We start from the raw sequence: 24,536 nt of genomic DNA on the forward strand, positions 1-24,536 counted from the left end.
GTCGAGGACGCCGTCGTGTTCGTCAAGGGCCGCCTCGACAAACGCGAAGACGTCCCCCGCCTGGTCGCCATGGAACTCCAGGTCCCGGATCTGTCGAACGCGGGCACCAACGCGCCCGTGATCCTGACGATTCCGGCGCTGAAGGTCACGCCGCCCATGGTCAGCCGGCTCGGTGAGATCCTCAGCCACCACAAGGGCGAGAGCGAGGTGCGCATCAAGTTGCAGGGCCCGCGCAAGACCACGGTGTTGCGGCTCGACCGGCACCGGGTGAAGCCGGACGCCTCCCTCTACGGTGATCTGAAGGTGCTGCTCGGGCCGTCCTGCCTCGCGGGCTGAATCGGCGGTCGACCACACGAGGGGCGCATCCATGGCGGATGCGCCCCTCTTGGTGTGCCTGGGCCTACCGTCCGCTGCCCTGGCTTCAGTTGTGGCCGAAGCGTTTCTGGCGCTTGCGGGCGGTATCAGTGGGGCCGTCCTGAGTCAGGGCCTGTATCGCCTGTTGAGCCTCGGGCGATGCGCTGCGTGACTGCTCCTGCGCCTGGTCGGGCTGCGAGGCGGGGTTCTGGCGGGCGCTCTGCTTGCGGTTCTTGTTCTTGGCCATGGTGATCTGCCTCCTGTGGGTTACCTGGGGGTCAGGGCCGGGACCAGACTCACATATGCATATAGAGCACGCATTTCGGAGAATTACCGTGCGTAATAAGGCTCGTCGGAGAGCGAACCTCCGATACGCCACGCCGAAGATCGAGTTCCGGCCGTTAACCTCCGCGCCGTCGGGCAGACTCGAAGGAAGCCCGAAGCAAACTTCCCGGGAAAGAGGGTGGATCGCGTGGACCGCTGCATCGTCCTGGTGGACGCCGGGTATCTGCTCGGGGCTGCCGCCAGTCTCCTTGCCGGGGAGCCTTCGAGGTCCCGGATCACCGTCGATCACGCGGCCCTGATCCAGGGACTGCGCGAGCGCGCAGAGTCCGACACGGAGCGGCCCCTGTTGCGCATCTACTGGTTCGACGGCGCCCCCGACCGTGTGCCGCAGCCCGAGCACCGCAGGCTGCGCGTGATGCCGCGGGTGACCGTACGCCTGGGCGCGCTGACCCGCAGTGACGGACGGTGGGCGCAGAAGGGTGTGGACGCCGCCATGCACGCCGAGCTCACCGAGCTGGCACGCAACCGTGCCTGCTCCGACGTGGTGCTGGTGACCGGTGACGGTGATCTTCTGCCGGGCATGATGGCCGCCAAGGAGCACGGCGTCGCCGTACATCTGTGGGCCGTGCAGGCCGCCGACGGCGACTACAACCAGTCCGAGGACCTGGTCGCGGAGGCCGACGAACGCCGCGTGCTGGACCGGGCCTGGATCACCAAGGCCGTCCACGCCAAGGATCTCGGCGGGACCTGCGCCCCGCCGCCCGCGCCGCGGCCCGAGATCGCCGCGATCCTCTCCGCGCCGCTGCCCGAGTCCGCGATGCCCTCCAGGGGCGAACGGAACGCGCGGGAACCGGAGCACACACAGGCGGCGGTGAGCGGGAACGGTACGGAGGAGCGGGTGCCGGCCGCGAAGGGGGTGCCGACGCCGAAGGACCTGGCGGCGCTGCGCGGGCCCGGCACGCAGGCAGCTCAGCACCCCGCTCAGCACCCCGCCAACGCGACGTTGCGCTGGTCGTCCGACAAGGGGTGGGTGGACCGGCCCGGGGTCGCCGGGGAGACCGCGGACGCCGCGTCCCTGCCCACGCTCGCGCAGCTCACGACGGCCGAGCAGCGGTGGGCCGACCGTGAGGAGGACATCACGACGGTGGGCGGCGACCCGTACGAGGTCGGACAGGTGTTCGCACGGCGGTGGATGGGGCGGCTGTCGGACCAGGCCCACCTGCAGAAGCTCTCGACGATGTATCCGCGGGTGCCGCACCGGATCGACGGCGAGCTGCTGCGGTACGCGGCCCGGTTCGGGCTCCTCGCGCACAAGGACGACCAGATCGACGAGCACGATCGGTATGCGATCCGGGCCGGGTTCTGGCGGGAGATCGATGTACGGACCGCCGCCGAGCACGCTCCCGCGGGTGAGTGAATTCGTCCTGGCGGCACGTCCGGACACACGTTCTGTGGTTACTCGCCGTTTCCACGGATATGCACCTCTGTTCCGCCCCGAGCGTGGTTCCCCGTCGGGGACCCCGTAGTCTCGTTCCTCGTGAGTACGCGCACCGCACAGGCAGCCCGCAACGGGCACGGTGGGGATGTCGTGTGCGCGGTGCGGGATCTGACCAAGACCTATCCGGCCGTGCGCGGGCGGCGCGGGGCGCCCGGGACACCCGAGGTGCGGGCCACGCACGGCGTGCGGCTCGACATCCAGCGCGGAGAGGTCTTCGGGCTGCTGGGGCCGAACGGCGCCGGGAAGTCCACCCTCGTACGGCAGCTGACCGGCCTGATGCGCCCCGACCGCGGCAGCGTCGAGATCCTCGGGCACGACATCGTGCGCCATCCCGAGCGGGCGGCGCGGATTCTCGCGTACCTCGGGCAGGAGTCCACCGCGCTCGACGAGCTGACCGTCTCGCTCGCCACGGAGACCACCGGTCGGCTGCGCGGGCTCGATGTGCGCAGCGCGCGGGCCGAGCGGGACGCGGTGCTCGAAGAGCTGGGGCTCACCTCGCTCGCCTCACGCCCGCTGAGGAAGCTGTCCGGCGGACAGCGCAGGCTCGCCTGCTTCGCGGCGACGCTCGTGGGGGAACGGCCGCTGCTCGTCCTCGACGAGCCGACCACGGGCATGGACCCGGTCGCCCGCCGGGCCGTCTGGGGCGCGGTCGACCGGCGGCGGGCCGAGCGCGGTACGACGGTCCTCCTGGTCACCCACAACGTCATCGAGGCGGAGACGGTCCTCGACCGCGTCGCCGTGCTCGACCAGGGCCGCGTCATCGCCTGCGACACCCCGGCCGGGCTGAAGGAGAAGGTCGCGGGCGAGGTGCGGGTCGAGCTCGTCTGGCGCGAGCACGCACCCCTGGACATCCCCGAGGTCGCCGCCCTGCGCGACCGCGCCGTCGAGTCCGGGCGCCGCTGGGTACTGCGCCTCGCCCCGGAGGAGGCCCGCGCGGCCGTCGCCGCCGTCACCGGCGGCGCCGCCTTCTCGGCCCTGGACGACTTCACACTCGCCACGCCGAGCCTCGAAGACGTGTACCTGGCGCTGGGCGGGAGCGCCGGCAACGTACGAGGGCTGGTGAAGGCCTGAGTGGGTGAAGGCGTGAGTGTTCGGGCCTTCGTGGCCGTACGGAACAGGACGACAGCAGAAGCGAACAGGAGCCGCTCGACGTGAGTGTCGTACCCGCCGAGGTCCTGCCGGGCCGCGCCCTCGCCGTCGAGGACGCCGCCGCGGAAGGAGCCGCCGTGCTCGGACCGCGTGCGCGGCTGTGGCCGGCGCTGGCCGCCGTCTACCGGGCGCAGCTGTCCCGGGCCCGGGTCGCGCGGATCCCGCTGCTGTTCGTGGCCACCTTCCAGTCCATCGGGATCATGGTCCTGATGCGCGGGGTGGTGGACGGCGGGGGAGAGGCGCGGGCTGTGGTCGCCGGCTCATCCGTGCTCGTCGTCGCGTTCGTCGCGCTGAACCTGCTCGCCCAGTACTTCGGGGAGCTGCGCGCCAACGGGGGGCTCGACCACTACGCCACGCTGCCGGTGCCGCCGGCCGCCGTCGTGCTGGGGGCGGCTGCGGCGTACGCCTCCTTCACCGTGCCCGGGACCCTGGTCACCGCCGTGGTCGGCTGTGTGCTCTTCCAGCTCCCGCTGGCACATCTGTGGATCCTCGCCGCGGTGATCCCGGTCGCGGGTGCGGCGCTCGCGGGGCTCGGCGCGGCCCTCGGGCTGCTCGCGCCTCGGCCCGAACTCGCCACATTGCTGGGGCAGTTGGGCATGTCGGCGGCGTTGCTGCTCGGGGTGCTGCCGCCGGACCGGCTGCCGACGATCCTCCAGTACGCGCGTGACCTGCTGCCGTCCACGTACGGCGTCGAAGCCTTCGGGCTGACCTTCGGGGCGAGCCCCGACTGGGGTGTCGTCGTGCTCGACCTCGCCGTGTGTGCGGGCGTCGGGGTCGCCTCGCTGGCCGTCGCGACGTGGGCGTATCGCCGGGCTGCCGTCCGGTGACGCGATTGCCGGGAGAGCCTGGCACGATGTGAGGGTGACCGCACCGCTGACTCCGCCTCCACCGCCGCACGACCAGTCTCCGCACCAGCAGCCTGGGCACGCGCAGTCCGCGCACCAGCAGTCGGGGCATCACGCCTGGCAGGCGTCGCCCGTCGCCGGTGTGGGCGGGCCCGTCGGACCCGTCGGATATCAGCAGGAGGACGGCCCCGGGATGAAGACCGAAGTGCGGGAGGCCGCCGTCATCACGATCGCGATGACGATCACAGGGCTGCTGCTCGGCGTCCTGTGGTGGTGGCTGGCTCCTGAGGTGCCGCTGGTCTCGGACGGCTCCGTGGTCTTTCTCAAGGACACGGAGGGGGAGCAGGCCATCGGGGTGGACGGGACGTTCACCCTGCTCGCGCTCGGGTTCGGCCTGGTCAGCGCGCTGATCGTGTTCTTGATGCGGCGGCGTGGAGGCGTCCCTGTCGTTGTCGCGCTCACGCTCGGCGGTGTGCTGGGCTCACTGGTCGCCTGGCGGCTCGGGATCTGGCTCGGGCCCACGCAGGATGTGGCGGCACACGCCAAGGAAGTGGGCAAGGGCGTCACGTTCGCCGCGCCGCTGGAGCTCGGGGCCAAGGGGGCGTTGCTGGCCTGGTCCGTTGCGGCGCTGCTGGTGCATCTCGGGCTGACGGCGTTGTTCGGGCCGCGGGATCCTGATCCGTATCAGCAGAACCTGTACGACGGGCCTCCGGCGTAGGGCGGAAGCCCGCGCGGGGTGGGCCACAGGGGATTTCGCCCCCGCCGCCCCTACCCATTCCCATCCCCTGGGGCTCCGCCCCAGACCCCGCCTTGGGGCTGTGCCCCAGGCCTCGCCCTGGGGCACCGCCCCAGGCCCTCGTCCGGGGGGGTGCCTCAGGCTCCGTCGGGGGTCTGGCCCAGGTCCTGTCCGAGGTGTTGCGCCAGGCTCCGTCAGGGGGTCTCGCCCGGGTCCTGTCCGGCGTGCTGCCTCATGTCCGTCAGGTCTGGCCCAAGCCCTGTTCTGGGGGGCTGGCCCAGGCCCTGCCTTGGGCGTTTGCTTCAGGCCCTGTCTCTGGGGATGCCGTCCCATGCTCCGTCCGGAGGTGCTGCCGCAGGCCCCGTCCGGGGGCTCCGTCTCGGTCACCTTCGGGGGTGCTGATTCGGGCCTGTCCGGGGTGCTGTCTCGGGTCTCATTCCCGGGGGTTGCCGCAGGCCCCTCTCCGGGGTGCTGTCTCGGGTCCCGTCCCGTCCGGGGGGGGTGCTGTCCCAGGCTCCGTCGGGGGGCGATCGCGGTTGGGTCCCCCGGCGGGCGGGTGTCCGCCCGGCCGATGTCCGTCGGAGACCTGTCGGATTCGCTCATCGCAGCCTTCTTCTGCCGCCCGGGGGCGCCTGGGCGTGCCGGGCCGTTCCGCCGATCTGGACCTGGAGTACGGCGTGGCGACCCAGGCCCTGTCCGGGGTGTTGCCTCAGATCGCGTTCCGGGGGCGCTGGCCCAGGCTCCGTCTGGGGGTACTGGCCCGCCCCGTCGGGGGCTCTGGCCCAGGCCCTGTCCGGGGTGCTGCCTCAGGTCCCGTTCCGGGGGCGCCGGCCCAGGCTCCGTCTGGGGGTTCTTGCCCAGGTCCCTGTTCGGGGGTTCTGGCCCGCCCCGTCGGAGGGCTGGCCCAGGCCCTGTCCGGGGTTCTGCCCCAGGTCCCTGTTCGGGGGCGCTGGCCCAGGCCCTGCCCGGGGCGTTGCCTCAGGTCCCGGTCCGGGGTTCCTGTCTCAGGGCCCGTCTGGGGGTTGCTGCCCCGGGCTCCGTCCGTCCGGGGCCTTGCCCCCGGGGCCCGCTCCTCAAATGGCTGAGGGGGCGAGAGTCGGAGTCATGGGCGGGCGATGGGGGCCGATACCGCCTCGGTGAGCTTGGTCAGGTCGTTGGGGGACAGTTCTACTTCGAGGCCGCGGCGGCCCGCCGAGACGCAGATCGTGGTGTGCGTCGAGGCGGAGGAGTCGAGTACCGTGCGCAGTTTCTTGCGCTGGCCGAGGGGGGAGATGCCGCCGCGGACGTACCCCGTCGTGCGTTCCGCGGCCGCCGGGTCGGCCATCGCGGCGCGCTTGCCGCCCACCGCTGCCGCCAGGGCCTTCAGGTCGAGTGAACCGGCCACGGGGACGACGGCCACCGTGAGTTCGCCGTCGACGTCCGCGACCAGGGTCTTGAAGACCCGGTCGGGTGACACACCCGTCGCCTCGGCCGCCTCCTCCCCGTACGACGGGTGAGAGGGGTCGTGCTCGTAGGCGTGGACCGTGTACGGGACCCCGGCCGCGGTGAGTGCCACCGTCGCGGGCGTGCCCCCCGGCTGCTGCTGTTTCTTCGACTTCTTCGCCATCAGCTTCTTCGCCATCAGCCTTCTTGCGTACCTCGGTCGTGCGTCGCGTCAGTTCAGACTTGTCGGGCTGCGCGTCAGGTCCGCCGCGGGCAGTGACGGCAGATTACGGATGATCGCGGTCTCCGTGCGCAGCAGTTTCAGCTCCTCGCGCAGACGCGAGGCCGTGTCCGGTGCCTGGAGCAGGCTCTGTTTCGCCGGGACGTCCAGCATCGCCGCGGCCGCGACCAGGTACGAGACGACGGCCGGCTCGTCCGGCAGCTCGGTCCCGGTCGACAGGGACCGCTCACGGGCTCCGGCCAGCCGCTTCTGGTACTGCCGGAACGCCCGCAGCACCCCTTCGGCCAGCGCCCCCGCCTCGTCGCCCGGATCCTCCTCCAGCTCCTCCAGCTCGGCCGTCAGAAACGCGCCGGACGCGTCGACCGAGAGCAGCCGTACCCGGGTCGTCCCGGTGGCCAGAACCTCGAAGCTGCCGTCGGCCCGCTCCCGGATGGTCGCCGCGTCCGCGATGCAGCCCACCTCGTGGAAGGCCTTCACGGGGTCGTCGCCGAAGCCGGCCGCGGGCCCGCGCTCGGGTACGGCCGTCTGGTCCGGCATGCCGGGTGCGCTCGGCGCGACCTCGTGACCGTCGCGGATGGCGACGACGGCGAACCGGCGCGGCTCGTCCTCGGGAGACTTCAGCAACTCGCGCATCATCGCGCGGTAGCGCTCCTCGAAAATGTTCAAAGGCAGCACGAGGCCAGGGAACAGGACGGAGTTCAGGGGAAAGAGCGGGAGCCGGACGGTGGTCACGACGCAGAAGCCTAATGGTCGCCGGGCGGGCGGGTCAGCCGCGCTCACTTCGTGGATACGGGTACCCCCCACTCCGTGGCTCCCGCGGTGACGCCGGCCGGTGCTTCGACGGCCGGCGCGAGAGCTCCAGGGGCATGCTCGCGGCCACTTCGAGCCGTATCCCGTCGCGCAGTTCCAGGAACTGCCCGAGCGGGTCGTCCGAGATCCGGTCCCAGGGGAACGAGGTGGCGTGCGGACCGATCCAGCGCAGCTGTTCCAGCGCGTCCTCCCAGCGTTCGAGTCTGATCAGCACATACGTGAGCAGATTGCGGACCTGCGCGGGCCAGGGGTCGCCGGCCGCGTACTGCGCCGACACGGCGATCGCCAGGTCGGCCGCCGCGTCGAGGCGCCCCCGCGGTACCCCGCCCTCGCCGCCCCCGATCAGATACGCGAAGGCCGCGCGGACCGGCAGCGCCTGGATGAGGGAGCCGGGCAGCGTGTCCTGCGCGGCCTCTTCGGCGAAGTCGAAGCACTCGTGGTGCGAGCCGTACCAGGCGGCGGACAGGTACTGCAGGGCGGCCACATGGCAGCCGTAGTGGTGCGGGGAGCGGCGTACGGCCTCGGTCCACAGCTGCTCGAACTCGGTGTGCGTCGCGTTGGTGCCCCGGGCGTGGTCCAGCGCGATGCGCCACGGCACCGGGTCGCGCGGGTCCCCCTCAGCGGCTGTGGCGATCAACGGCGCGACCTGGCGCAGCAGTTCGGCGCGGGCCGGTGATTCCCAGCTCCGGCACACCTCGAGCTCGGCCTTGACCAGAAGCGCGTCCGGGTCGTGCGGGGACGCGGACCGCCAGTGCTCGAACCACTCCGGTCGGGAGCGCGCGAAGGCGGCGAGGCGCGTCACGTACCGGTCGCGGTTCTCCCACTCCGCGGACTCCCGGGTGGCGGCGAGTAATTTGGCCGCGAGGCCGTAGTCGCCCCGGCCCGCGGCGACCAGCGCCGGCGCGAGCCGCTCGTCCGGGGCGTCGAGCAGCACCTCGTCGTCGGTGGGCAGACCGGCGGCGAGGCGCGAGGTGTTCCGTGCCATCCGGGCGGTACGGATGAACGCGCGCAGCAGTGCCATGGTGAGGCCCATTGAAAGCCGCAGGTCGGACGTGTGCCAGAGGTGAGCGGTGACGCTTTTGTAACCGTCGGTTGGTTGTGTGGGGAATGGTCAAGTCTGGGTAAAAGGTAGCGGTTCATGGGTGGTTGAGGCGTCAACCCCGGCGCAGCAGTCGCGACGCCCCCGCCGCCACCGTCGTCGCCAGGATCCAGCCCAGCAGGATCACGGCCGCCGACGCCCACTGCCAGCCGCCCTGGAGCCTCCACCGTCCGGCCTGGCCCAGGTCGATGACGGGGATGAGGAGGTCGAGGGCGAACAGGGAGGCGTTCCACTCGGGGCTCTCACCGGGCTTCACCGGGGGGTGGTCGGCCTGCGAGAAGGCCACCGAGCTGGCCGCCCACAGCACCGCCATCCAGACCGCGGCGCGGCCCGGCCGGTATCCGTAGGCGACCGTCCAGTCCTGCACGTACCCCCAGAACCTGGCCGCGGGCGGCAGGAACTCGCGACGGTGGCGCTGTTTGGCGAGCAGCACCTCGCGCGCGTCCTCGTCCTCGCCGCCGCTGCGCAGCACGGTCGCCAGGCGCTCGTACGGCTCCGGGTTGTACTCCGGTGTCGCCGCGGCCACCCACTCCAGGCGCCGGGTCAGCGGGAACGGGCCGCGCGGCACCAGGCTCTCGTACTGGAAGCCGTCCATGCGGAACTGGCCCGCGCCCGGCCAACTCGCCGCCTTGTCGACCAGAGTGACGATCCGCGCACCGGACAGCACGATCCGCCCGTGCTGCGGCCGCTCCCCGAGGAAGCGCAGCTCGGGTGTCTGGAGGCGGCGCAGCGAGATCTCCTGCTCGTTCGCGAGTGTGAAGCGGGCCTGGTCGAAGTCCACCGCGTCCCCGAACCGCCCGTCGTCGAGCCGGATCCCGCCCTCGGACTCGAACCGCTGCACCCGTGTGCCGCGCGCCGGAGTCCTGCCGCTGGTCTGCAGCGGATTGCCGACGCCCGCGGGCGTCATGTAGAGCGTGCGCTCGACGGTCAACTGCGGGGCGTTCAGCGCCAGTCGGCCGTACGGGTTCTTCAGTTGGCTCCCGCGCAGGCTGAGCGAGACGCCGACCGTGGCGCCGCGCAGGCTCAGTTCGCCGTCCGACTCCAGCATCTCGGCCTGCAGGTCCTGGCCGACGGTCATCCCGTCGCCGGTGAGGGAGCGGCCGTGCCGGTCCCGGTAGACCATGGCCTGGTTGAGCAGCAGATCCGTGCCGATGTGCGCGTCGCTGAGGCGTACGCCGTTGTGGAAGCGGCAGCGCGGCAGATGCAGATCGCCCTCGGTGTGCAGCCGGGCCGCCTCCAGGCGTGGCACCGAGCAGTCGACCAGGCGCAGGGTCGTGAACCTGGCCTCCGGCAGCAGGATCTCCTTCTCGAACCGGCAGCCCTTCAGCTCCACGTACGGCTCGATCGTGCCGCCCGCGAGATCCAGCACGTCGGTGATCTGGACGCCGGACAGCTTCAGGGAGGAGACGCGGCCGTCGAGCGCGGGCGGCCCGTTCAGCAGCAGCATGCACACGACGCGCGCGCGTACGCTCCGCTCCGGACCCCATGGATGGCCGCCGTGCGGATCGTCCACGACCATGTCCCCGGCGCGCAGGTCGTACACGCTGCCGTTGCGGAACGCCTGCCACATCCCCATCTCGGCGGCGGTCAGATCCTCCGGCGGCTCCCCGTCCCGGATCCCGTCCCGGATGCCGGCGCCCTCGGTCACGTCTTTTCCTTCCTCCTCAGCTACTCGCGGGTTTAGGACAGCTGTTCATGTGATGCCCGCTGAGTGACGACACGAACGCTAATGGTGAAGCCGATCTTCCGGGGCCACCGTCAGCCATCCGGATCTGGCCAGCCATGGGCCAGGATTCCGTGCGGCCGCGATGCGGGTGGGAGCGGCGGGGTGGGCTGTTGGCCGGTGGGGTGGGCCGGTGGGGTGGGGCGTAGTGCGGCGGGCTGTCGGGAGTGTGGGCCGCCGCGCCGCGCGCGCACCGTACTCCGCGCCGACCTCTGCCGCCGTCGCGACTCCGCGCCCGGACAGCCGACCGCCGCCCACGCCGCCGCACCCGTAGGTGCGGCGATCACCGCCCTGCACCTCCATGCGGCGCCGGCCGCTCGCAGTCCTGGCCGCCGCCAGGTCGAAGCGGGCGTGCGGGTGGCCCTCTGGCTGTCGCCGCGACCCGGTGGCGGCCCGCCGACGGCGCCGCGGAGGTCCGCCGACATGCGGGTCGGTCGCTGATCAGCGGTCCGTATCAGCGATTGATACAACCGTCCGGCGCCCGATCGCCGTCTGAGAGAATTGGCCACGTGATCTCCCGAATCGATCTGCGCGGCGATGCCCTCCCCGAGGGCTCGGCCCTGCGTGACCTGCTGCCCCGAGCCGACTTCGACGTCTCGGCCGCCCTGGAGAAGGTGCGTCCGATCTGCGAGGCCGTGCATCATCGGGGGGACGCGGCGCTGATCGACTACGCGGAGAAGTTCGACGGAGTTCGGCTGGACCAGGTGCGCGTACCCGCCGCGGCGCTCGCGCGGGCCCTGGAGGAGCTCGACCCCGCCGTGCGCGCCGCCCTGGAGGAGTCGATCCGCCGCGCCCGCATCGTCCACCGCGAACAGCGCCGCGCCACGCACACCACCCAGGTCGTGCCCGGCGGCACGGTCACCGAGAAGTGGGTGCCGGTGGAGCGGGTCGGGCTGTACGCCCCCGGCGGGCTGTCCGTGTACCCCTCGTCCGTGATCATGAACGCGGTGCCCGCGCAGGAGGCCGGCGTCGGCTCCATGGCACTCGCGTCACCGCCGCAGAAGGAGTTCGGGGGCATCCCGCACCCCACGATCCTCGCCGCCTGCGCGCTGCTCGGCATCGACGAGGTGTACGCCGCCGGAGGCGCCCAGGCCGTCGCGATGTTCGCGCACGGCACCGAGACCTGCGCCTCCGCCAACATGGTCACCGGCCCCGGCAACATCTGGGTCGCCGCCGCCAAGCGGTACTTCACCGGCAAGATCGGCATCGACGCCGAGGCCGGCCCCACCGAGATCGCGGTCCTCGCGGACGAGACCGCCGACCCGGTGCACGTCGCCGCCGACCTGATCAGCCAGGCCGAGCACGACCCTCTCGCGGCCGCCGTCCTCGTCACCGACTCCGTCGCGCTGGCCGACGCGGTCGAGAAGGAGCTGGCCCCGCAGGTCGCGGCCACCAAGCACATCGAGGACCGGATCGCCCCGGCCCTGGCGGGCAGGCAGTCCGCGATCGTCCTGGTCGACGGCGTGGACGCGGGCCTGCGGGTCGTGAACGCGTACGGCGCCGAGCACCTGGAGATCCAGACGGCCGACGCCGCGGCGGTGGCCGACCGCGTGACGAACGCGGGCGCGATCTTCATCGGCCCCTGGTCGCCCGTCTCCCTGGGCGACTACGCGGCGGGCTCCAACCACGTCCTGCCGACCGGCGGCTGTGCCTGTCACTCCTCGGGGCTCAGCGTCCAGTCCTTCCTGCGCGGGATCCACATCGTCGACTACTCGCGCGACGCGCTGGCGGAGGTGGCGCACCACGTCGTGACGCTCGCCGAGGCCGAGGATCTCCCCGCCCACGGTGCCGCGATCAAGGCCCGGTTCGACTGGAAGGTACCGAGCAAGTGAGTTCCAGCATCGGCATCGACGACCTCCCCGTACGCGACGAGTTGCGCGGCAAGTCCCCCTACGGCGCGCCCCAGCTCGACGTCCCCGTACGTCTGAACACCAACGAGAACCCGTACCCGCTGCCCGAACCGCTCGTCGAGCGGATCACCGAGCGCGTGCGCGAGGCCGCCCGGAACCTCAACCGCTACCCCGACCGGGACGCGGTGGAGCTGCGCACCGAGCTGGCCAACTACCTGACGAAGACCGGCAAGTACGCGGTCGGCGTCGAGAACGTATGGGCGGCCAACGGCTCCAACGAGGTCATCCAGCAGCTGCTGCAGACCTTCGGCGGGCCCGGCCGCACGGCGATCGGCTTCGAGCCCTCGTACTCGATGCACGGCCTGATCGCGCGCGGCACCGGCACCGGCTGGATCTCCGGGCCGCGGCGCGACGACTTCACGATCGACCTCGCCACCGCCCGGCAGGCGATCGCCGAGGAACGGCCGGACGTCGTCTTCATCACGACCCCCAACAACCCCACGGGCAACGCGGTTCCGCCCGAGACGGTCCTCGCCCTGTACGAGGCCGCGCAGGCGGCCAAGCCCTCCATGGTGGTCGTCGACGAGGCGTACATCGAGTTCAGCCACGGCGACTCACTGCTGCCGCTGCTCGAAGGTCGGCCGAATCTCGTCGTTTCGCGGACCATGTCGAAGGCGTTCGGCGCGGCCGGGCTGCGCCTCGGCTATCTCGCCGCGCACCCGGCGGTCGTGGACGCCGTCCAGCTCGTACGGCTTCCGTACCACCTGTCGGCCGTCACGCAGGCGACCGCGCTGGCCGCCCTGGAACATACGGGCGTCCTCCTGAAGTACGTCGAGCAGCTGAAGGCCGAGCGGGACCGGCTGGTCGCCGAGCTGCGCGCGATCGGCTACGAGGTGACCGAATCGGACGCCAACTTCGTGCAGTTCGGGCGGTTCGCCGATGCCCACGAGATCTGGCAGAAGATCCTCGACCGGGGTGTCCTGGTCCGGGACAACGGGGTACCGGGGTGGCTGCGGGTCAGTGCCGGTACGCCCGAAGAGAACGACGCGTTCCTCGATGCGGTGCGCGAACTGAAGAAAGACCAAGAACAGGAGCAGAGCGCATGAGCCGCGTAGGCCGTGTTGAGCGCACCACCAAGGAGACCTCGGTCCTCGTAGAGGTCGACCTCGACGGGTCCGGGAAGGTCGATGTGTCGACCGGCGTCGGCTTCTACGACCACATGCTCGACCAACTCGGCCGCCACGGTCTGTTCGACCTGACCGTGAAGACCGAGGGCGACCTGCACATCGACTCGCACCACACCATCGAGGACACGGCGCTGGCGCTGGGCGCGGCCTTCAAGCAGGCCCTCGGCGACAAGGTGGGCATCTACCGGTTCGGCAACTGCACGGTCCCGCTGGACGAGTCCCTCGCCCAGGTGACCGTCGACCTCTCCGGCCGCCCGTACCTCGTGCACACCGAGCCCGAGAACATGGCGCCGATGATCGGCGAGTACGACACGACGATGACCCGGCACATCCTGGAGTCCTTCGTCGCGCAGGCGCAGATCGCGCTGCACGTGCACGTGCCCTACGGGCGCAACGCGCACCACATCGTGGAGTGCCAGTTCAAGGCGCTGGCCCGGGCGCTGCGTTACGCCTCCGAGCGTGACCCGCGGGCCGCCGGCATCCTGCCCTCCACGAAGGGTGCGCTGTAAAGCCATGAGCGGGCTGTCCACCATACTGATCGTCGTCGGACTCTTCCTGGTCGGCGGCATCATCTCCTTCGTCAAGCAGCAGATGCCGAAGAGCCTCGTCGTGCTGCTCTCCATCGGAGCCGCGATGTGTCTCGTGGCGGGAGTCCTCCGGCTGGAGGTGTGGAATTGAGTACTGCTTCCAAACGCGTGGTCGTCTTCGACTACGGCTTCGGGAACGTGCGGTCCGCCGAACGCGCTCTCGCGCGCGCGGGTGCCGCCGTCGAGATCACCCGCGACTTCGACAAGGCCATGAACGCGGACGGGCTGCTGGTGCCCGGTGTCGGTGCCTTCGCCTCCTGTATGCACGGGCTGAAGGAGGCGCGCGGCGACTGGATCGTGGACCGGCGTCTGGCCGGCGGCCGACCGGTGATGGGCATCTGCGTCGGCATGCAGATCCTCTTCGCGCGGGGCATCGAGCACGGGGTGGAGACCCAGGGCCTCGACGAGTGGCCCGGCTCGGTCGAGCCCCTGCAGGCCGACATCGTGCCGCACATGGGCTGGAACACCGTGGAGCCGCCGGCCGGTTCGGAGCTCTTCGCGGGGCTCGACGCGGACGCCCGCTTCTACTTCGTCCACTCCTACGCCGTCCATGACTGGTCCATGGAGGTCGCCAACCCGGCGATGCGGGAGCCCCTGGTGACGTGGTCGACGCACGGCAAGCCCTTCGTGGCGGCCGTCGAGAACGGCGCTCTGTGGGCGACCCAGTTCCACCCCGAGAAGTCCGGCGACGCCGGAGCGCAGCTGCTGAACAACTGGATCGGAACCCTGTGATGGCTTCGAAGCTCGAACTCCTTCCCGCCGTGGACGTCCGTGACGGCCAGGCCGTCCGGCTGGTGCACGGCGAGTCCGGTACGGAGACCTCGTACGGCTCTCCTCTGGAGGCCGCCCTCGCCTGGCAGGGTGCGGGTGCCGAGTGGCTGCACCTGGTCGACCTGGACGCCGCGTTCGGGACCGGGGACAACCGTGCGCTGATCGCCGAGGTGGCGAAGGCGATGGACATCAAGGTCGAGCTGTCCGGCGGCATCCGCGACGACGCCACGCTCGCCGCCGCCCTCGCCACCGGCTGTACCCGCGTCAACCTGGGCACGGCCGCGCTGGAGACGCCCGAGTGGGTCGCCAAGGTCATCGCCGAGCACGGCGACAAGATCGCGGTCGGCCTCGACGTACGCGGCACGACGCTGCGCGGCCGCGGCTGGACCCGCGACGGCGGCGACCTCTACGAGACGCTGGAGCGTCTCAACTCCGAGGGCTGCGCCCGCTATGTCGTCACGGACATCGCCAAGGACGGCACGCTGCAGGGCCCGAACCTGGAGCTGCTGAAGAACGTCTGCGCGGCGACGGACCGCCCGGTGGTGGCCTCCGGCGGGGTGTCCTCGCTGGCCGACCTGCGCGCCATCGCCGAACTCGTCCCGCTCGGCGTGGAGGGCGCGATCGTCGGGAAGGCGCTGTACGCGAAGGCGTTCACCCTGGAAGAGGCCCTGGAGGCTGTGTCGTGACGGTCATGAAAACGGGTGCGGTGTCATGACGTCGGAAGCCGTACGGCGTGTGCAGAGCGGGAGCCCCTGGGAGGAGTCCTTCGGTTTCGCACGCGCCGTCGCGGCGGGCGACCGCGTTCTGGTGGCGGGCACGACGTCCTTCAAGGGAAACGTGCTGTACGGGGAGGGCGACCCCTACGAGCAGGCGCGCGTGGCCTTCTCCAACGCCCTGGACGCGATCGGCACCTTCGGACTCGGCGTCGAGTCCGTGGTTCGTACGCGGATGTACCTCACCCACGCGCGGGACGTGGACGAGGCGGGCCGGGCCCACAAGGAGATCTTCGACTCCGTACGCCCGGCCTCGACCCTGCTGATAGTGGACGGCTTCGTCGATCCGCGCATCCTGGTCGAAGTGGAACTGGAAGCATTCAGAGGAGCCGTGAATTCATGACCCTGGCGGTCCGAGTCATCCCCTGCCTGGACGTCGACAACGGCCGGGTCGTCAAGGGCGTCAACTTCCAGAACCTGCGCGACGCGGGCGATCCCGTCGAGATGGCCAAGGTGTACGACGCCGAAGGCGCCGACGAACTGACGTTCCTGGACATCACCGCGTCGTCGGGCAACCGCGAGACGACGTACGACGTGGTGCGCCGCACCGCCGAGCAGGTCTTCATCCCGCTGACGGTGGGCGGCGGCGTGCGCACCCCCGAGGACGTCGACAAGCTGCTGCGGGCCGGGGCGGACAAGGTCGGGGTCAACACCGCGGCCATCGCCCGCCCCGAGCTGATCCGCGAGATCGCGGAGCGCTTCGGACGGCAGGTCCTGGTCCTCTCGGTCGACGCGCGGCGCACCGAGTCCGGGAGCTTCGAGGTGACGACGCACGGCGGCCGCAAGGGCACCGGCATCGACGCGATCGAGTGGGCGCACCAGGCGGCCGAACTGGGCGCGGGCGAGATCCTGCTCAACTCGATGGACGCCGACGGCACGAAGGACGGCTACGACATCGAGATGATCGAGGCCGTACGCAAGCACGTCACCGTCCCGCTGATCGCCAGCGGCGGCGCCGGCCGGCTCGCCGACTTCCCACCCGCCATCGCCGCGGGCGCGGACGCCGTCCTGGCCGCCTCCGTCTTCCACTTCGGCGACCTGCGCATCGGCGAGGTAAAGCAAACCCTGCGAGACGCGGGCCACCCCATACGCTGACATTCCGCCCAGGCGAGCCGAGCCGATACGGGCGCTTCCTGCCTGGGCCGGGTGCTCGCCGGGTTCAGCGCTGTTCGCTCACCGGTCTGCCGGGCTGAGACGCCAGACCGGTCAGATTCCCAGCTGCTTCGTCTCGTGCAGCTTGGCGATCGCGTCCTTTTCGCCGTCCTGCTCGACGTCGGCCACGTCCTGCCGGCCGTACGCGAACAGCAGGAGCTCGGAGGGCTCGCCCGTCACCGTCACCACCGGCGTTCCCCGGTTGGCGACCACGGTGCGGCCGTCCGGGCGACGCAGCACCAGGCCGACCGGTGCCTTGCGGCCCATGAGACGGGCCGTCCGCTCCAGTCCCGACCACAGGAAGTTGGCGAAGACCGGGTCGATCTCGCGGCGTGTCCAGTCGGGCTGGGCGCGGCGCACGTCCTCGGCATGGATGTAGAACTCCGCGGCGTTCGACGCCTCGTCGATCTGCTTCAGGGCGAAGGGCGAGAAGCGCGGTGGCCCCGTACGGATCAGCTGGATCAGCTCCTCGTACGGCTTCTCGGCGAACTCCGCCATCACCCGCTCCAGGCGCGCCGCCAGCTGCTTGATCAGCATCCCGGCCGCGGCGTCCGTGCGGCGCTCGCGCGTGACCACGTGGGCCGCGAGATCGCGGGTGTTCCAGCCCTCACAGAGCGTGGGGGCATCGGGGCCCGCGGCCTCCAGGAGGTCCGCCAGCAGAAGTCGTTCACGCTTGGCATGGGTCGACATGTCTGCCAGCCTACGACCGGGGCCCTGGTCCGCCCACCCGTCTCCGGTCATCAGTCCGCGGGTCATCGGCAGCTCATTCAGCGGACGTCCCTCGGACCGGCCCCACGGGCGCGGCACAATGGCCCACATGAGCAGCATGCCTCCGTCCAGCAGCCTGGATCCCTCCATCGCCGCCCGCCTCAAGCGCAGCGCCGACGGACTCCTCCCCGCGATCGCCCAGCAGTACGACACCGGAGAGGTGCTGATGCTGGGCTGGATGGACGACGAGGCACTGCATCGCACGCTCACCACGGGCCGCTGCACCTACTGGTCGCGCAGCCGTCAGGAGTACTGGGTCAAAGGCGACACTTCCGGGCATGTCCAGCACGTCAAGTCCGTCGCTCTCGACTGCGACGCCGACACCGTCCTGGTGAAGGTCGACCAGGTGGGCGCCGCCTGCCACACGGGCGACCGCACCTGCTTCGACGCCGACGTCCTCCTCGAGGACGCCGAGTCCGACGTACTGTCGACCGGACAGTAGGGTCAGCCGCCATGGACCTCGAGACGTTCCGCAAGCTGGCCAACGACCGGCGTGTCATCCCCGTCAGCCGCAAGCTCCTCGCGGACGGCGACACGCCCGTCGCGCTCTACCGCAAGCTCGCCGCCGAGCGGCCCGGCACCTTCCTGCTGGAGTCCGCCGAGAACGGCAGCGCCGCGCTTTCATGGTCTCGCTACTCGTTCGTGGGCGTCCGCAGCCACGCGACCCTGACCGCACACGACGGGCAGGCGCACTGGCTCGGCTCACCCCCCGTCGGCGTCCCCGTGGACGGCGACCCGCTCGCCGCGCTGCGCGCCACCGTCGAGACGCTGCACACCCCGCACGACCTCGTCCACGACAGCGGGCTGCCCCCGTTCACCGGTGGCATGGTCGGCTACCTCGGCTACGACATCGTGCGCCGCCTGGAGAAGATCGGCCCCGGCGACCACGACGACCTGCAACTGCCCGAGCTGACCATGCTGCTCACCAGCGACCTCGCGGTCCTGGACCACTGGGACGGCACGGTCCTGCTGATCGCCAACGCGATCAACCACAACGACCTCGACACCGGCGTCGACGAGGCGTACGCGGACGCCGTCGCCCGCCTCGACGCCATGGAGGCCGACCTGTCGCGCGCGGTCTCGCAGCCGCCCGCCGCGCTCCCGCCCTCGGAACTCCCCGAGTACACCGCGCGGTGGGGCGGCCCCGACTACCAGGACGCCGTCGAGGACATCAAGGAGCGCATCCGCGCGGGCGAGGCCTTCCAGGTCGTGCCCTCCCAGCGCTTCGAAACCCCTTGCACGGCAAGCGCGTTGGACGTCTACCGTGTGCTGCGCGCCACCAATCCGTCGCCGTACATGTACCTCTTCCGCTTCGACGACTTCGACATCGTCGGCTCCTCCCCGGAGGCCCTCGTCAAGGTCGAGGACGGGAACGCGATGGTGCACCCCATCGCCGGTACGCGCCCGCGCGGCGCGAACCCGAACGAGGACCAGGCCCTCGCCGACGAACTCCTCGCCGACCCCAAGGAGCGCGCCGAGCACCTCATGCTCGTCGACCTGGGACGCAACGACCTCGGCCGGGTCTGCGAACCGGGCTCCGTCGAGGTCGTCGACTTCATGTCCATCGAGCGCTACTCGCACGTGATGCACATCGTCTCGACGGTGACCGGCAGGGTCACTCAGGGACGTACGGCCTTCGACGTCCTGACCGCGTGCTTCCCGGCGGGCACTCTCTCCGGCGCCCCCAAGCCCCGCGCGATGCAGATCATCGACGAACTGGAGCCCGCGCGCCGCGGCGTGTACGGCGGCTGCGTCGGCTACCTCGACTTCGCGGGCGACTCCGACACCGCCATCGCCATCCGTACGGCGCTGCTGCGGGACGGCACGGCATACGTGCAGGCCGGCGCCGGGGTCGTCGCCGACTCGGACCCGGTGGCCGAGGACACCGAGTGCCGCAACAAGGCCGCCGCCGTACTGCGCGCCGTACACACGGCGAACCGGCTCGGCCGGCCGGCCGGTCAGGACGCCGGTCAGTAGGCCGGTCGGCACGCCCGTCGGTGGGACGCGTCTCACGTGAACCCCGGGTGACGGTTCGCCCGGGGTCAGGGCGATAGTGGAGTACGTGACTGCCGTACCTCACCCCCGATACGAAGCCGCCGGATCCACCGGACCCGCCCGGTCCGGCCGGCGCAGCCTCGCCCTCGCCCTGCTGTGCGGCGCGCTCGGCGCGGCCGTCGCGCTGCTCGCCTCGCGGCAGGGCTGGTCGGAGGGCACCACCACGGTGGCCGGCGGCGACTTCCCGCTGAGCGCGACCGGCAGCGACGTCACGGGAGTGCCCGCTGCCCTGGCCGTAGTGGGCCTCGCCGCGCTCGTCGCCGTCTTCGCCGTACGCCGCGCCGGACGCTTCCTGGTCGCCGGGCTCCTCGCGCTCTCCGGCGCGGGCACCGTGGCCGCCGCGCTCCTCGGCGTCTCCGACAGGTCCGCCCTCGACGACAAGGCCGCGCAGGCCTCCGGCGACACCACCGCGACCGTCGACTCCATGAGCCACACCGCCTGGCCGTACGTAGCCGCCGTGGGCGGCCTGCTGCTCCTGCTCGCGGGTCTGCTCGCGCTGCGCTACGGACGGCTGTGGCCCACCATGTCGGGCCGGTACGAGCGGGACGGCACCCCCCGGCCCCGTAAGGCCAAGCCCGTGGCGGACCCGGACCGGCCCGAGGAGATGTGGAAGGCGCTGGACCGGGGCGAGGACCCGACCGGGGCGTAGCTCAGCAGCTCGGTAGTCCAGCTGTCCGCCGCACGCCCCCCGCTCCGAGGCGGGAATTGCGGGCTCTCGCCGTACGCGAGGACCCCCCGGTCGGCCGGTACACGCGAGTACGGGACAATGGCCACCGAGCGTCTGACTCACACAGGCACATACGTCATCAGCTACGAGGAGCAAGTCATGGCGGGCAGCAGCCACGGTCACACCCCGGCCGCCTGGACCGGTGTCACTATCGCCTTCATCGGTTTCTGCGTCTCGGGTGCCTTCACGGTGTTGGCCAGCCCGCTGGGCTTCTGGGCCGGACTGGTCATCGTCGCGGTCGGCGGCGTGGTCGGCATGGCCATGAGCGCGGCCGGCCTCGGCCGGCCGAAGGGCGCGGGCAAGCCCGGGTCCGCCGAGTCCGCACGCGAAGTGGCCTCCGTCGAGAGCTGACCCGCCACGGCATCGCGCGAAGGCGGCCCCGGTTCCAACGCCGGGGCCGCCTTTTTTCGTGTTTTCGTGCGCGTGTGCGTGCAAGGTTGTGCAGGGCTCACCCGCGCGGGGCAGAATGCGTGGGGTGAACACCGAAACCCAGAGGGTGACGCGCCCTCCCGGATCCGTGGTGCGGCGGCTCGCCGTGCCCGGTGGTGTCCTCACGGCCGTCGTCGGGGCCTTCGCGTACGTCGCCGCCGTCGATCCGAACGAACCAGGGCACTACCCCGCCTGTCCGCTGCTCCAGTACACCGGCGTGTACTGCCCCGGTTGCGGCGGACTGCGCAGCGCGCACGCCTTCGTGCACGGGGACTTCGCGGCGGCACTCGGGGCCAACGCGGTCGCGGTCGCCGGGTATCTCGTGTTCGCGGTGGTGTGGACGCTCTGGGCGGTACGGTCGGTCCAGGGGCGCCCGCTGCGGCTCGATCCGGGGCCCGGCCTCCTCTGGGGCGTCGGTGCCTTGCTGCTGGTCTTCACCGTTGTCCGGAACCTGCCGTTCGGTGGCTGGCTCCATCCTTGATCAACTGGCGAATGTCCAGGTAATGGGACCGGCGTCAACCGGATGTGAGGGCTTCGCCCTCCTCCAGATACCATCGCAGTGACCATCGGTTTTCGTCTGATGCGGTTTCGTCCGATGCGGGCGGACCGGGTCAGCTGCTCAACCGCTTGTACTGTCCACCGTCAGGGAAGGGGGCCGCTCGCGTGAGTGTGCTCGACGAGATCATCGACGGAGTCCGTGCCGACCTCGCGGAGCGGCAGGCGCGCGTCAGCCTCGACGAGCTCAAGGAGCGCGTGGCGAAGGCTCCGGCAGCCAAGGACGGCGAGGCCGCCCTGCGTGGTGACGGTGTCAAGGTCATCTGTGAGGTGAAGCGGTCCAGCCCGTCCAAGGGCGCGCTCGCGGCGATCGCCGACCCGGCCGGGCTGGCGGCGGACTACGAGGCGGGCGGCGCGGCCGTCATCTCCGTCCTCACCGAGCAGCGCCGCTTCGGCGGTTCGCTGGCCGACCTGGAGGCCGTCCGCGCGCGCGTGGACATCCCGGTCCTCCGCAAGGACTTCATCGTCACGTCGTACCAGCTGTGGGAGGCGCGGGCGTACGGCGCGGATCTGGCGCTGCTGATCGTCGCCGCGCTGGAGCAGCCCGCTCTGGAGTCCCTGATCGAGCGCGCCGAGTCCATCGGGCTCACGCCGCTCGTCGAGGTGCACGACGAGGACGAGGTCGAGCGGGCGGTGGACGCCGGCGCGAGGGTCATCGGCGTCAACGCGCGCAACCTGAAGACGCTGAAGGTCGACCGGACGACCTTCGACCGCGTGGCCCCCGAGATCCCCGACAGCCTCGTCAAGATCGCCGAGTCCGGCGTCCGCGGCCCGCACGACCTCATCGCGTACGCCAACGCCGGCGCCGACGCGGTTCTGGTGGGCGAGTCGCTGGTCACCGGCCGCGACCCGAAGACCGCCGTCTCCGACCTGGTCGCCGCGGGCGCGCACCCCGCGCTCCGCCACGGGCGAGGCTGACCCTCGGATGTACGCCGACCGCACCCTTGCCGCCACCACCCGTCCTGGGGCTCGCCCCGACGGTGGTCCGGTGTGCGTACGGTCGGCCGCCGCGGCCCCCTTGGCGCCGCGGGACCCCTACGCCCGCCTCGCCCGCGGCTGCCGTCCGCGAGGGTGCCGGGCGCCCGCGCGACGGGTGCACGGGCGCAGGGTGCGGTACGTGATCGGAGACGAGCCGGGTCAGGTCAACGGGATGCGATGGCCTCGGCGCCCGGGGACTGTCCGACCCTGATCCGCCGGACAGGCCCTGGCGCGCCTTCGCCGCCGGTAGGTTTCCGCTCGGTTCAGCGCGGCGATCTCGTTGCGTGCAGGTGAGATGCCCTGGACAGGGCGCCCGCACAGCGATGCAGATCCGTCGTGAGCATGACTCGACGTGCACCTCCGACGGCGCACGCGCGCACATCGTGACCGCCATCCGACTTGCGACCGGGGCCCACGCCCCTGTGAGGTAACCGCATGCCCAGCGAGTTCTTCATTCCCGACCCGGAGGGTCAAGTTCCCAGTGCCGAGGGATACTTCGGCACGTTCGGCGGCAAGTTCATCCCGGAGGCGCTCGTCGCCGCCGTGGACGAGGTCGCCGTGGAGTACGACAAGGCGAAGGCCGATCCCGAGTTCGCGCGTGAGCTGGACGACCTGCTCGTGCACTACACGGGCCGGCCCAGCTCCCTGACCGAGGTGCCGCGCTTCGCCGAACACGCCGGGGGCGCCCGGATCTTCCTCAAGCGGGAAGACCTGAACCACACCGGATCCCACAAGATCAACAACGTGCTCGGCCAGGCGCTGCTCACCAAGCGCATGGGCAAGACCCGCGTCATCGCCGAGACCGGAGCCGGCCAGCACGGCGTCGCGACCGCCACCGCCTGCGCCCTCTTCGGCCTCGAGTGCACCATCTACATGGGTGAGATCGACACCCAGCGGCAAGCCCTCAACGTCGCCCGCATGCGCATGCTCGGGGCCGAGGTCATCGCCGTGAAGTCCGGCTCCCGCACCCTCAAGGACGCCATCAACGAGGCGTTCCGCGACTGGGTCGCCAACGTCGATCACACCCACTACCTGTTCGGGACCGTCGCCGGGCCCCATCCCTTCCCGGCCATGGTCCGCGACTTCCACCGCGTCATCGGCGTCGAGGCCCGCCGGCAGATCCTCGAACGCGCCGGGCGCCTTCCCGACGCCGCGGTCGCCTGCGTCGGCGGCGGCTCGAACGCCATCGGCCTCTTCCACGCCTTCATCCCGGACACGGACGTACGCCTCATCGGCTGCGAGCCCGCCGGACACGGCGTCGAGACCGGTGAGCACGCGGCCACCCTCACCGCCGGCGAGCCCGGCATCCTCCACGGGTCCAGGAGCTACGTCCTGCAGGACGAGGAGGGCCAGATCACCGAGCCGTACTCGATCTCGGCCGGCCTCGACTACCCGGGCATCGGCCCCGAGCACTCCTACCTCAAGGACAGCGGTCGCGGCGAGTACCGCGCCGTCACCGACGACGCGGCCATGCAGGCCCTGCGCCTGCTGTCGCGGACCGAGGGCATCATCCCGGCCATCGAGAGCGCGCACGCGCTCGCGGGTGCCCTCGACGTGGGCAAGGAGCTGGGCAGGGACGGTCTGATCATCGTGAACCTGTCCGGGCGAGGCGACAAGGACATGGACACGGCCGCCCGGTACTTCGGCCTGTACGACACGGACGCGGCCGTCGCCGCGGACGCCGACGGCGACACCGCCGAGATCGAGGGGGACGCCAAGTGAGCGGCAACATTCAGCTGTTGAGCGACACCCTCGCCGCCGCGAAGGCCGAGGGGCGATCCGCCCTCATCGCCTACCTCCCGGCCGGCTTCCCGACCGTCGACGGCGGTATCGACGCCATCAAGGCCGTCTTCGACGGGGGCGCCGACGTCGTCGAGGTGGGGCTGCCGCACAGCGACCCGGTCCTCGACGGCCCGGTCATCCAGACCGCCGACGACATCGCCCTGCGCGGCGGCGTCAAGATCGCGGACGTGATGCGCACGGTCCGCGAGGCGTACGAGGCGACCGGGAAGCCGGTGCTCGTGATGACGTACTGGAATCCGATCGACCGCTACGGCGTCGAGCGGTTCACCGCCGAGCTGGCCGAGGCCGGCGGGGCGGGGTGCATCCTGCCCGACCTCCCCGTGCAGGAGTCCGCGCTCTGGAGGGAGCACGCCGAGAAGCACGCACTCGCGACCGTCTTCGTGGTCGCGCCCAGCAGCAAGGACGCCCGGCTCGCCGACATCACCGCCGCGGGATCCGGATTCGTGTACGCGGCCTCCCTGATGGGCGTCACCGGCACCCGTGAATCGGTGGGCGCGCAGGCCCAGGACCTGGTGCGCCGCACCAAGGCCACCACCGACCTGCCGGTCTGCGTCGGACTCGGCGTCTCCAACGCCGGACAGGCCGCCGAGGTCGCCGGCTTCGCCGACGGCGTCATCGTCGGCTCGGCCTTCGTGAAGCGCATGCTGGACGCGCCGGACGAGGCGGCGGGCCTGGAGGCCGTACGCACGCTCGCCGCGGACCTCGCCCAGGGCGTCCGAGGGGCGTAACCGACAATCCG

The 24,536-nt window shown here is 71.4% G+C and carries 28 protein-coding genes; 22 read left to right on the forward strand and 6 right to left on the reverse strand.

The genetic code is table 11. The annotated features are described in order from the left end of the window. Positions 1-336: hypothetical protein (locus tag FGD71_RS42840; protein WP_140936066.1), on the forward strand; the 336-nt coding region annotated here is incomplete at its 5' end. Between the two features lie 85 nt (positions 337-421). Here the strand turns inward: FGD71_RS42840 and FGD71_RS42845 are convergent. After that, entirely contained in the window at positions 422-601 is a 180-nt protein-coding gene (locus FGD71_RS42845) for a hypothetical protein (protein WP_119106004.1), read from the reverse strand. A gap of 225 nt (positions 602-826) precedes the next feature. On the opposite strand from FGD71_RS42845, the gene FGD71_RS42850 reads away from it, so the two are divergent. The 4 genes from FGD71_RS42850 to FGD71_RS42865 all read left to right on the forward strand — a co-directional run bounded on the left by FGD71_RS42850 (position 827) and on the right by FGD71_RS42865 (position 4,849). Further along, positions 827-2,056, forward strand: a complete 1,230-nt coding sequence (locus tag FGD71_RS42850; protein ID WP_119106031.1) for an NYN domain-containing protein — start codon at positions 827-829, stop codon at positions 2,054-2,056. A gap of 120 nt (positions 2,057-2,176) precedes the next feature. Then, positions 2,177-3,208: an ABC transporter ATP-binding protein gene (locus FGD71_RS42855; RefSeq protein WP_181359390.1), complete on the forward strand. Its 1,032-nt coding sequence runs from the start codon at positions 2,177-2,179 to the stop codon at positions 3,206-3,208. An 80-nt stretch (positions 3,209-3,288) separates the two neighbouring features. Beyond that, complete coding sequence (locus tag FGD71_RS42860) at positions 3,289-4,113, forward strand: ABC transporter permease (protein ID WP_119106006.1); 825 nt, start codon at positions 3,289-3,291, stop codon at positions 4,111-4,113. A 34-nt stretch (positions 4,114-4,147) separates the two neighbouring features. Next, positions 4,148-4,849, forward strand: coding sequence for an AAA family ATPase (locus FGD71_RS42865; RefSeq protein WP_119106007.1), 702 nt, complete (start codon positions 4,148-4,150; stop codon positions 4,847-4,849). A 1,120-nt stretch (positions 4,850-5,969) separates the two neighbouring features. Here FGD71_RS42865 and ybaK read toward each other — a convergent pair. The 4 genes from ybaK to FGD71_RS42885 form a co-directional block, all read right to left on the reverse strand. Next, a complete protein-coding gene (gene ybaK, locus FGD71_RS42870; protein ID WP_119106032.1) occupies positions 5,970-6,473 on the reverse strand; it encodes a Cys-tRNA(Pro) deacylase in 504 nt (167 codons plus the stop codon). 48 nt (positions 6,474-6,521) lie between these two features. Continuing rightward, positions 6,522-7,262: an LON peptidase substrate-binding domain-containing protein gene (locus FGD71_RS42875; protein ID WP_119106008.1), complete on the reverse strand. Its 741-nt coding sequence runs from the start codon at positions 7,260-7,262 to the stop codon at positions 6,522-6,524. Between the two features lie 34 nt (positions 7,263-7,296). Beyond that, positions 7,297-8,361, reverse strand: coding sequence for a hypothetical protein (locus FGD71_RS42880; protein WP_420878400.1), 1,065 nt, complete (start codon positions 8,359-8,361; stop codon positions 7,297-7,299). Between the two features lie 133 nt (positions 8,362-8,494). After that, complete coding sequence (locus FGD71_RS42885; protein ID WP_119106009.1) at positions 8,495-10,087, reverse strand: oxidoreductase; 1,593 nt, start codon at positions 10,085-10,087, stop codon at positions 8,495-8,497. Between the two features lie 584 nt (positions 10,088-10,671). Between FGD71_RS42885 and hisD the strand changes: the two genes are divergently transcribed. The 8 genes from hisD to hisF are packed head-to-tail and all read left to right on the forward strand — an operon-like array spanning position 10,672 to position 16,425. Then, a complete protein-coding gene (gene hisD / locus FGD71_RS42890; protein ID WP_119106010.1) occupies positions 10,672-11,994 on the forward strand; it encodes a histidinol dehydrogenase in 1,323 nt (440 codons plus the stop codon). Next, a complete protein-coding gene (locus tag FGD71_RS42895) occupies positions 11,991-13,118 on the forward strand; it encodes a histidinol-phosphate transaminase (protein ID WP_240437047.1) in 1,128 nt (375 codons plus the stop codon). The genes hisD and FGD71_RS42895 overlap by 4 nt, the downstream gene beginning before the upstream one ends. Beyond that, positions 13,115-13,708, forward strand: coding sequence for an imidazoleglycerol-phosphate dehydratase HisB (hisB, locus tag FGD71_RS42900; protein WP_119106011.1), 594 nt, complete (start codon positions 13,115-13,117; stop codon positions 13,706-13,708). The genes FGD71_RS42895 and hisB overlap by 4 nt, the downstream gene beginning before the upstream one ends. Positions 13,709-13,712: 4 nt before the next feature. Beyond that, positions 13,713-13,877 carry a hypothetical protein gene (locus FGD71_RS47780; RefSeq protein ID WP_162931383.1) on the forward strand — a complete coding sequence of 55 codons (165 nt, stop codon included), beginning with the start codon at positions 13,713-13,715 and terminating at the stop codon, positions 13,875-13,877. After that, on the forward strand, positions 13,868-14,518 hold the full coding sequence (hisH, locus tag FGD71_RS42905; RefSeq protein ID WP_119106012.1) for an imidazole glycerol phosphate synthase subunit HisH: 651 nt from the start codon (positions 13,868-13,870) through the stop codon (positions 14,516-14,518). Before FGD71_RS47780 ends, hisH begins: the two co-directional genes overlap by 10 nt. Then, positions 14,518-15,243 (forward strand): bifunctional 1-(5-phosphoribosyl)-5-((5-phosphoribosylamino)methylideneamino)imidazole-4-carboxamide isomerase/phosphoribosylanthranilate isomerase PriA, encoded by a 726-nt coding sequence (gene priA, locus FGD71_RS42910; protein WP_119106013.1) that lies wholly within the window; start codon positions 14,518-14,520, stop codon positions 15,241-15,243. Before hisH ends, priA begins: the two co-directional genes overlap by 1 nt. A 25-nt stretch (positions 15,244-15,268) precedes the next feature. Further along, positions 15,269-15,673, forward strand: coding sequence for a RidA family protein (locus FGD71_RS42915; protein WP_119106014.1), 405 nt, complete (start codon positions 15,269-15,271; stop codon positions 15,671-15,673). Next, positions 15,670-16,425, forward strand: a complete 756-nt coding sequence (gene hisF / locus FGD71_RS42920; RefSeq protein ID WP_119106015.1) for an imidazole glycerol phosphate synthase subunit HisF — start codon at positions 15,670-15,672, stop codon at positions 16,423-16,425. Before FGD71_RS42915 ends, hisF begins: the two co-directional genes overlap by 4 nt. Positions 16,426-16,536: 111 nt before the next feature. Here the strand turns inward: hisF and FGD71_RS42925 are convergent, their stop codons facing one another. Then, positions 16,537-17,172: a TIGR03085 family metal-binding protein gene (locus FGD71_RS42925; RefSeq protein WP_119106034.1), complete on the reverse strand. Its 636-nt coding sequence runs from the start codon at positions 17,170-17,172 to the stop codon at positions 16,537-16,539. Between the two features lie 127 nt (positions 17,173-17,299). Here FGD71_RS42925 and hisI point away from each other — a divergent pair, with 127 nt between their 5' ends. The 9 genes from hisI (at position 17,300) to trpA (ending at position 24,525) form a co-directional block, all read left to right on the forward strand. Beyond that, entirely contained in the window at positions 17,300-17,692 is a 393-nt protein-coding gene (gene hisI / locus FGD71_RS42930) for a phosphoribosyl-AMP cyclohydrolase (protein WP_119106035.1), read from the forward strand. Between the two features lie 11 nt (positions 17,693-17,703). Beyond that, entirely contained in the window at positions 17,704-19,227 is a 1,524-nt protein-coding gene (locus FGD71_RS42935) for an anthranilate synthase component I (protein ID WP_119106016.1), read from the forward strand. Positions 19,228-19,303: 76 nt separating this feature from the next. Continuing rightward, positions 19,304-19,954, forward strand: coding sequence for a TIGR02234 family membrane protein (locus FGD71_RS42940; RefSeq protein ID WP_119106017.1), 651 nt, complete (start codon positions 19,304-19,306; stop codon positions 19,952-19,954). Positions 19,955-20,131: 177 nt separating this feature from the next. After that, on the forward strand, positions 20,132-20,383 hold the full coding sequence (locus tag FGD71_RS42945) for an HGxxPAAW family protein (protein ID WP_119106036.1): 252 nt from the start codon (positions 20,132-20,134) through the stop codon (positions 20,381-20,383). A gap of 115 nt (positions 20,384-20,498) precedes the next feature. Further along, positions 20,499-20,942, forward strand: a complete 444-nt coding sequence (locus FGD71_RS42950; protein WP_119106018.1) for a DUF2752 domain-containing protein — start codon at positions 20,499-20,501, stop codon at positions 20,940-20,942. Between the two features lie 182 nt (positions 20,943-21,124). Continuing rightward, positions 21,125-21,934 (forward strand): indole-3-glycerol phosphate synthase TrpC, encoded by an 810-nt coding sequence (gene trpC / locus FGD71_RS42955; RefSeq protein WP_119106019.1) that lies wholly within the window; start codon positions 21,125-21,127, stop codon positions 21,932-21,934. Positions 21,935-21,941: 7 nt separating this feature from the next. Next, positions 21,942-22,205, forward strand: coding sequence for a tryptophan biosynthesis modulator TrpM (gene trpM, locus FGD71_RS49485; protein WP_240437048.1), 264 nt, complete (start codon positions 21,942-21,944; stop codon positions 22,203-22,205). Positions 22,206-22,429: 224 nt separating this feature from the next. After that, the gene (gene trpB, locus FGD71_RS42965; protein ID WP_119106020.1) at positions 22,430-23,716 is read left to right on the forward strand and encodes a tryptophan synthase subunit beta; all 1,287 of its coding nucleotides are present in this window, start codon (positions 22,430-22,432) and stop codon (positions 23,714-23,716) included. Then, positions 23,713-24,525 (forward strand): tryptophan synthase subunit alpha, encoded by an 813-nt coding sequence (gene trpA / locus FGD71_RS42970; protein WP_119106021.1) that lies wholly within the window; start codon positions 23,713-23,715, stop codon positions 24,523-24,525. Before trpB ends, trpA begins: the two co-directional genes overlap by 4 nt. Positions 24,526-24,536 lie beyond the last annotated feature (11 nt).

The sequence above is a fragment of the Streptomyces sporangiiformans genome (assembly GCF_005768555.2).
Taxonomy (GTDB): domain Bacteria; phylum Actinomycetota; class Actinomycetes; order Streptomycetales; family Streptomycetaceae; genus Streptomyces; species Streptomyces sporangiiformans.

Excerpts from the sequence above, each read along its gene's own strand:
- FGD71_RS42845 (WP_119106004.1), bottom strand. The coding sequence starts at position 601 with ATGGCCAAGAACAAGAACCGCAAGCAGAGCGCCCGCCAGAACCCCGCC.
- ybaK (WP_119106032.1), bottom strand. The coding sequence starts at position 6,473 with ATGGCGAAGAAGTCGAAGAAACAGCAGCAGCCGGGGGGCACGCCCGCG.
- FGD71_RS42880 (WP_420878400.1), bottom strand. The coding sequence starts at position 8,361 with ATGGCACTGCTGCGCGCGTTCATCCGTACCGCCCGGATGGCACGGAAC.
- hisB (WP_119106011.1), top strand. The coding sequence starts at position 13,115 with ATGAGCCGCGTAGGCCGTGTTGAGCGCACCACCAAGGAGACCTCGGTC.
- FGD71_RS47780 (WP_162931383.1), top strand. The coding sequence starts at position 13,713 with ATGAGCGGGCTGTCCACCATACTGATCGTCGTCGGACTCTTCCTGGTC.
- priA (WP_119106013.1), top strand. The coding sequence starts at position 14,518 with ATGGCTTCGAAGCTCGAACTCCTTCCCGCCGTGGACGTCCGTGACGGC.
- FGD71_RS42915 (WP_119106014.1), top strand. The coding sequence starts at position 15,269 with ATGACGTCGGAAGCCGTACGGCGTGTGCAGAGCGGGAGCCCCTGGGAG.
- hisF (WP_119106015.1), top strand. The coding sequence starts at position 15,670 with ATGACCCTGGCGGTCCGAGTCATCCCCTGCCTGGACGTCGACAACGGC.
- FGD71_RS42925 (WP_119106034.1), bottom strand. The coding sequence starts at position 17,172 with ATGTCGACCCATGCCAAGCGTGAACGACTTCTGCTGGCGGACCTCCTG.
- hisI (WP_119106035.1), top strand. The coding sequence starts at position 17,300 with ATGAGCAGCATGCCTCCGTCCAGCAGCCTGGATCCCTCCATCGCCGCC.
- FGD71_RS42935 (WP_119106016.1), top strand. The coding sequence starts at position 17,704 with ATGGACCTCGAGACGTTCCGCAAGCTGGCCAACGACCGGCGTGTCATC.
- FGD71_RS42945 (WP_119106036.1), top strand. The coding sequence starts at position 20,132 with ATGGCGGGCAGCAGCCACGGTCACACCCCGGCCGCCTGGACCGGTGTC.
- FGD71_RS42950 (WP_119106018.1), top strand. The coding sequence starts at position 20,499 with ATGCGTGGGGTGAACACCGAAACCCAGAGGGTGACGCGCCCTCCCGGA.
- trpM (WP_240437048.1), top strand. The coding sequence starts at position 21,942 with ATGTACGCCGACCGCACCCTTGCCGCCACCACCCGTCCTGGGGCTCGC.
- trpB (WP_119106020.1), top strand. The coding sequence starts at position 22,430 with ATGCCCAGCGAGTTCTTCATTCCCGACCCGGAGGGTCAAGTTCCCAGT.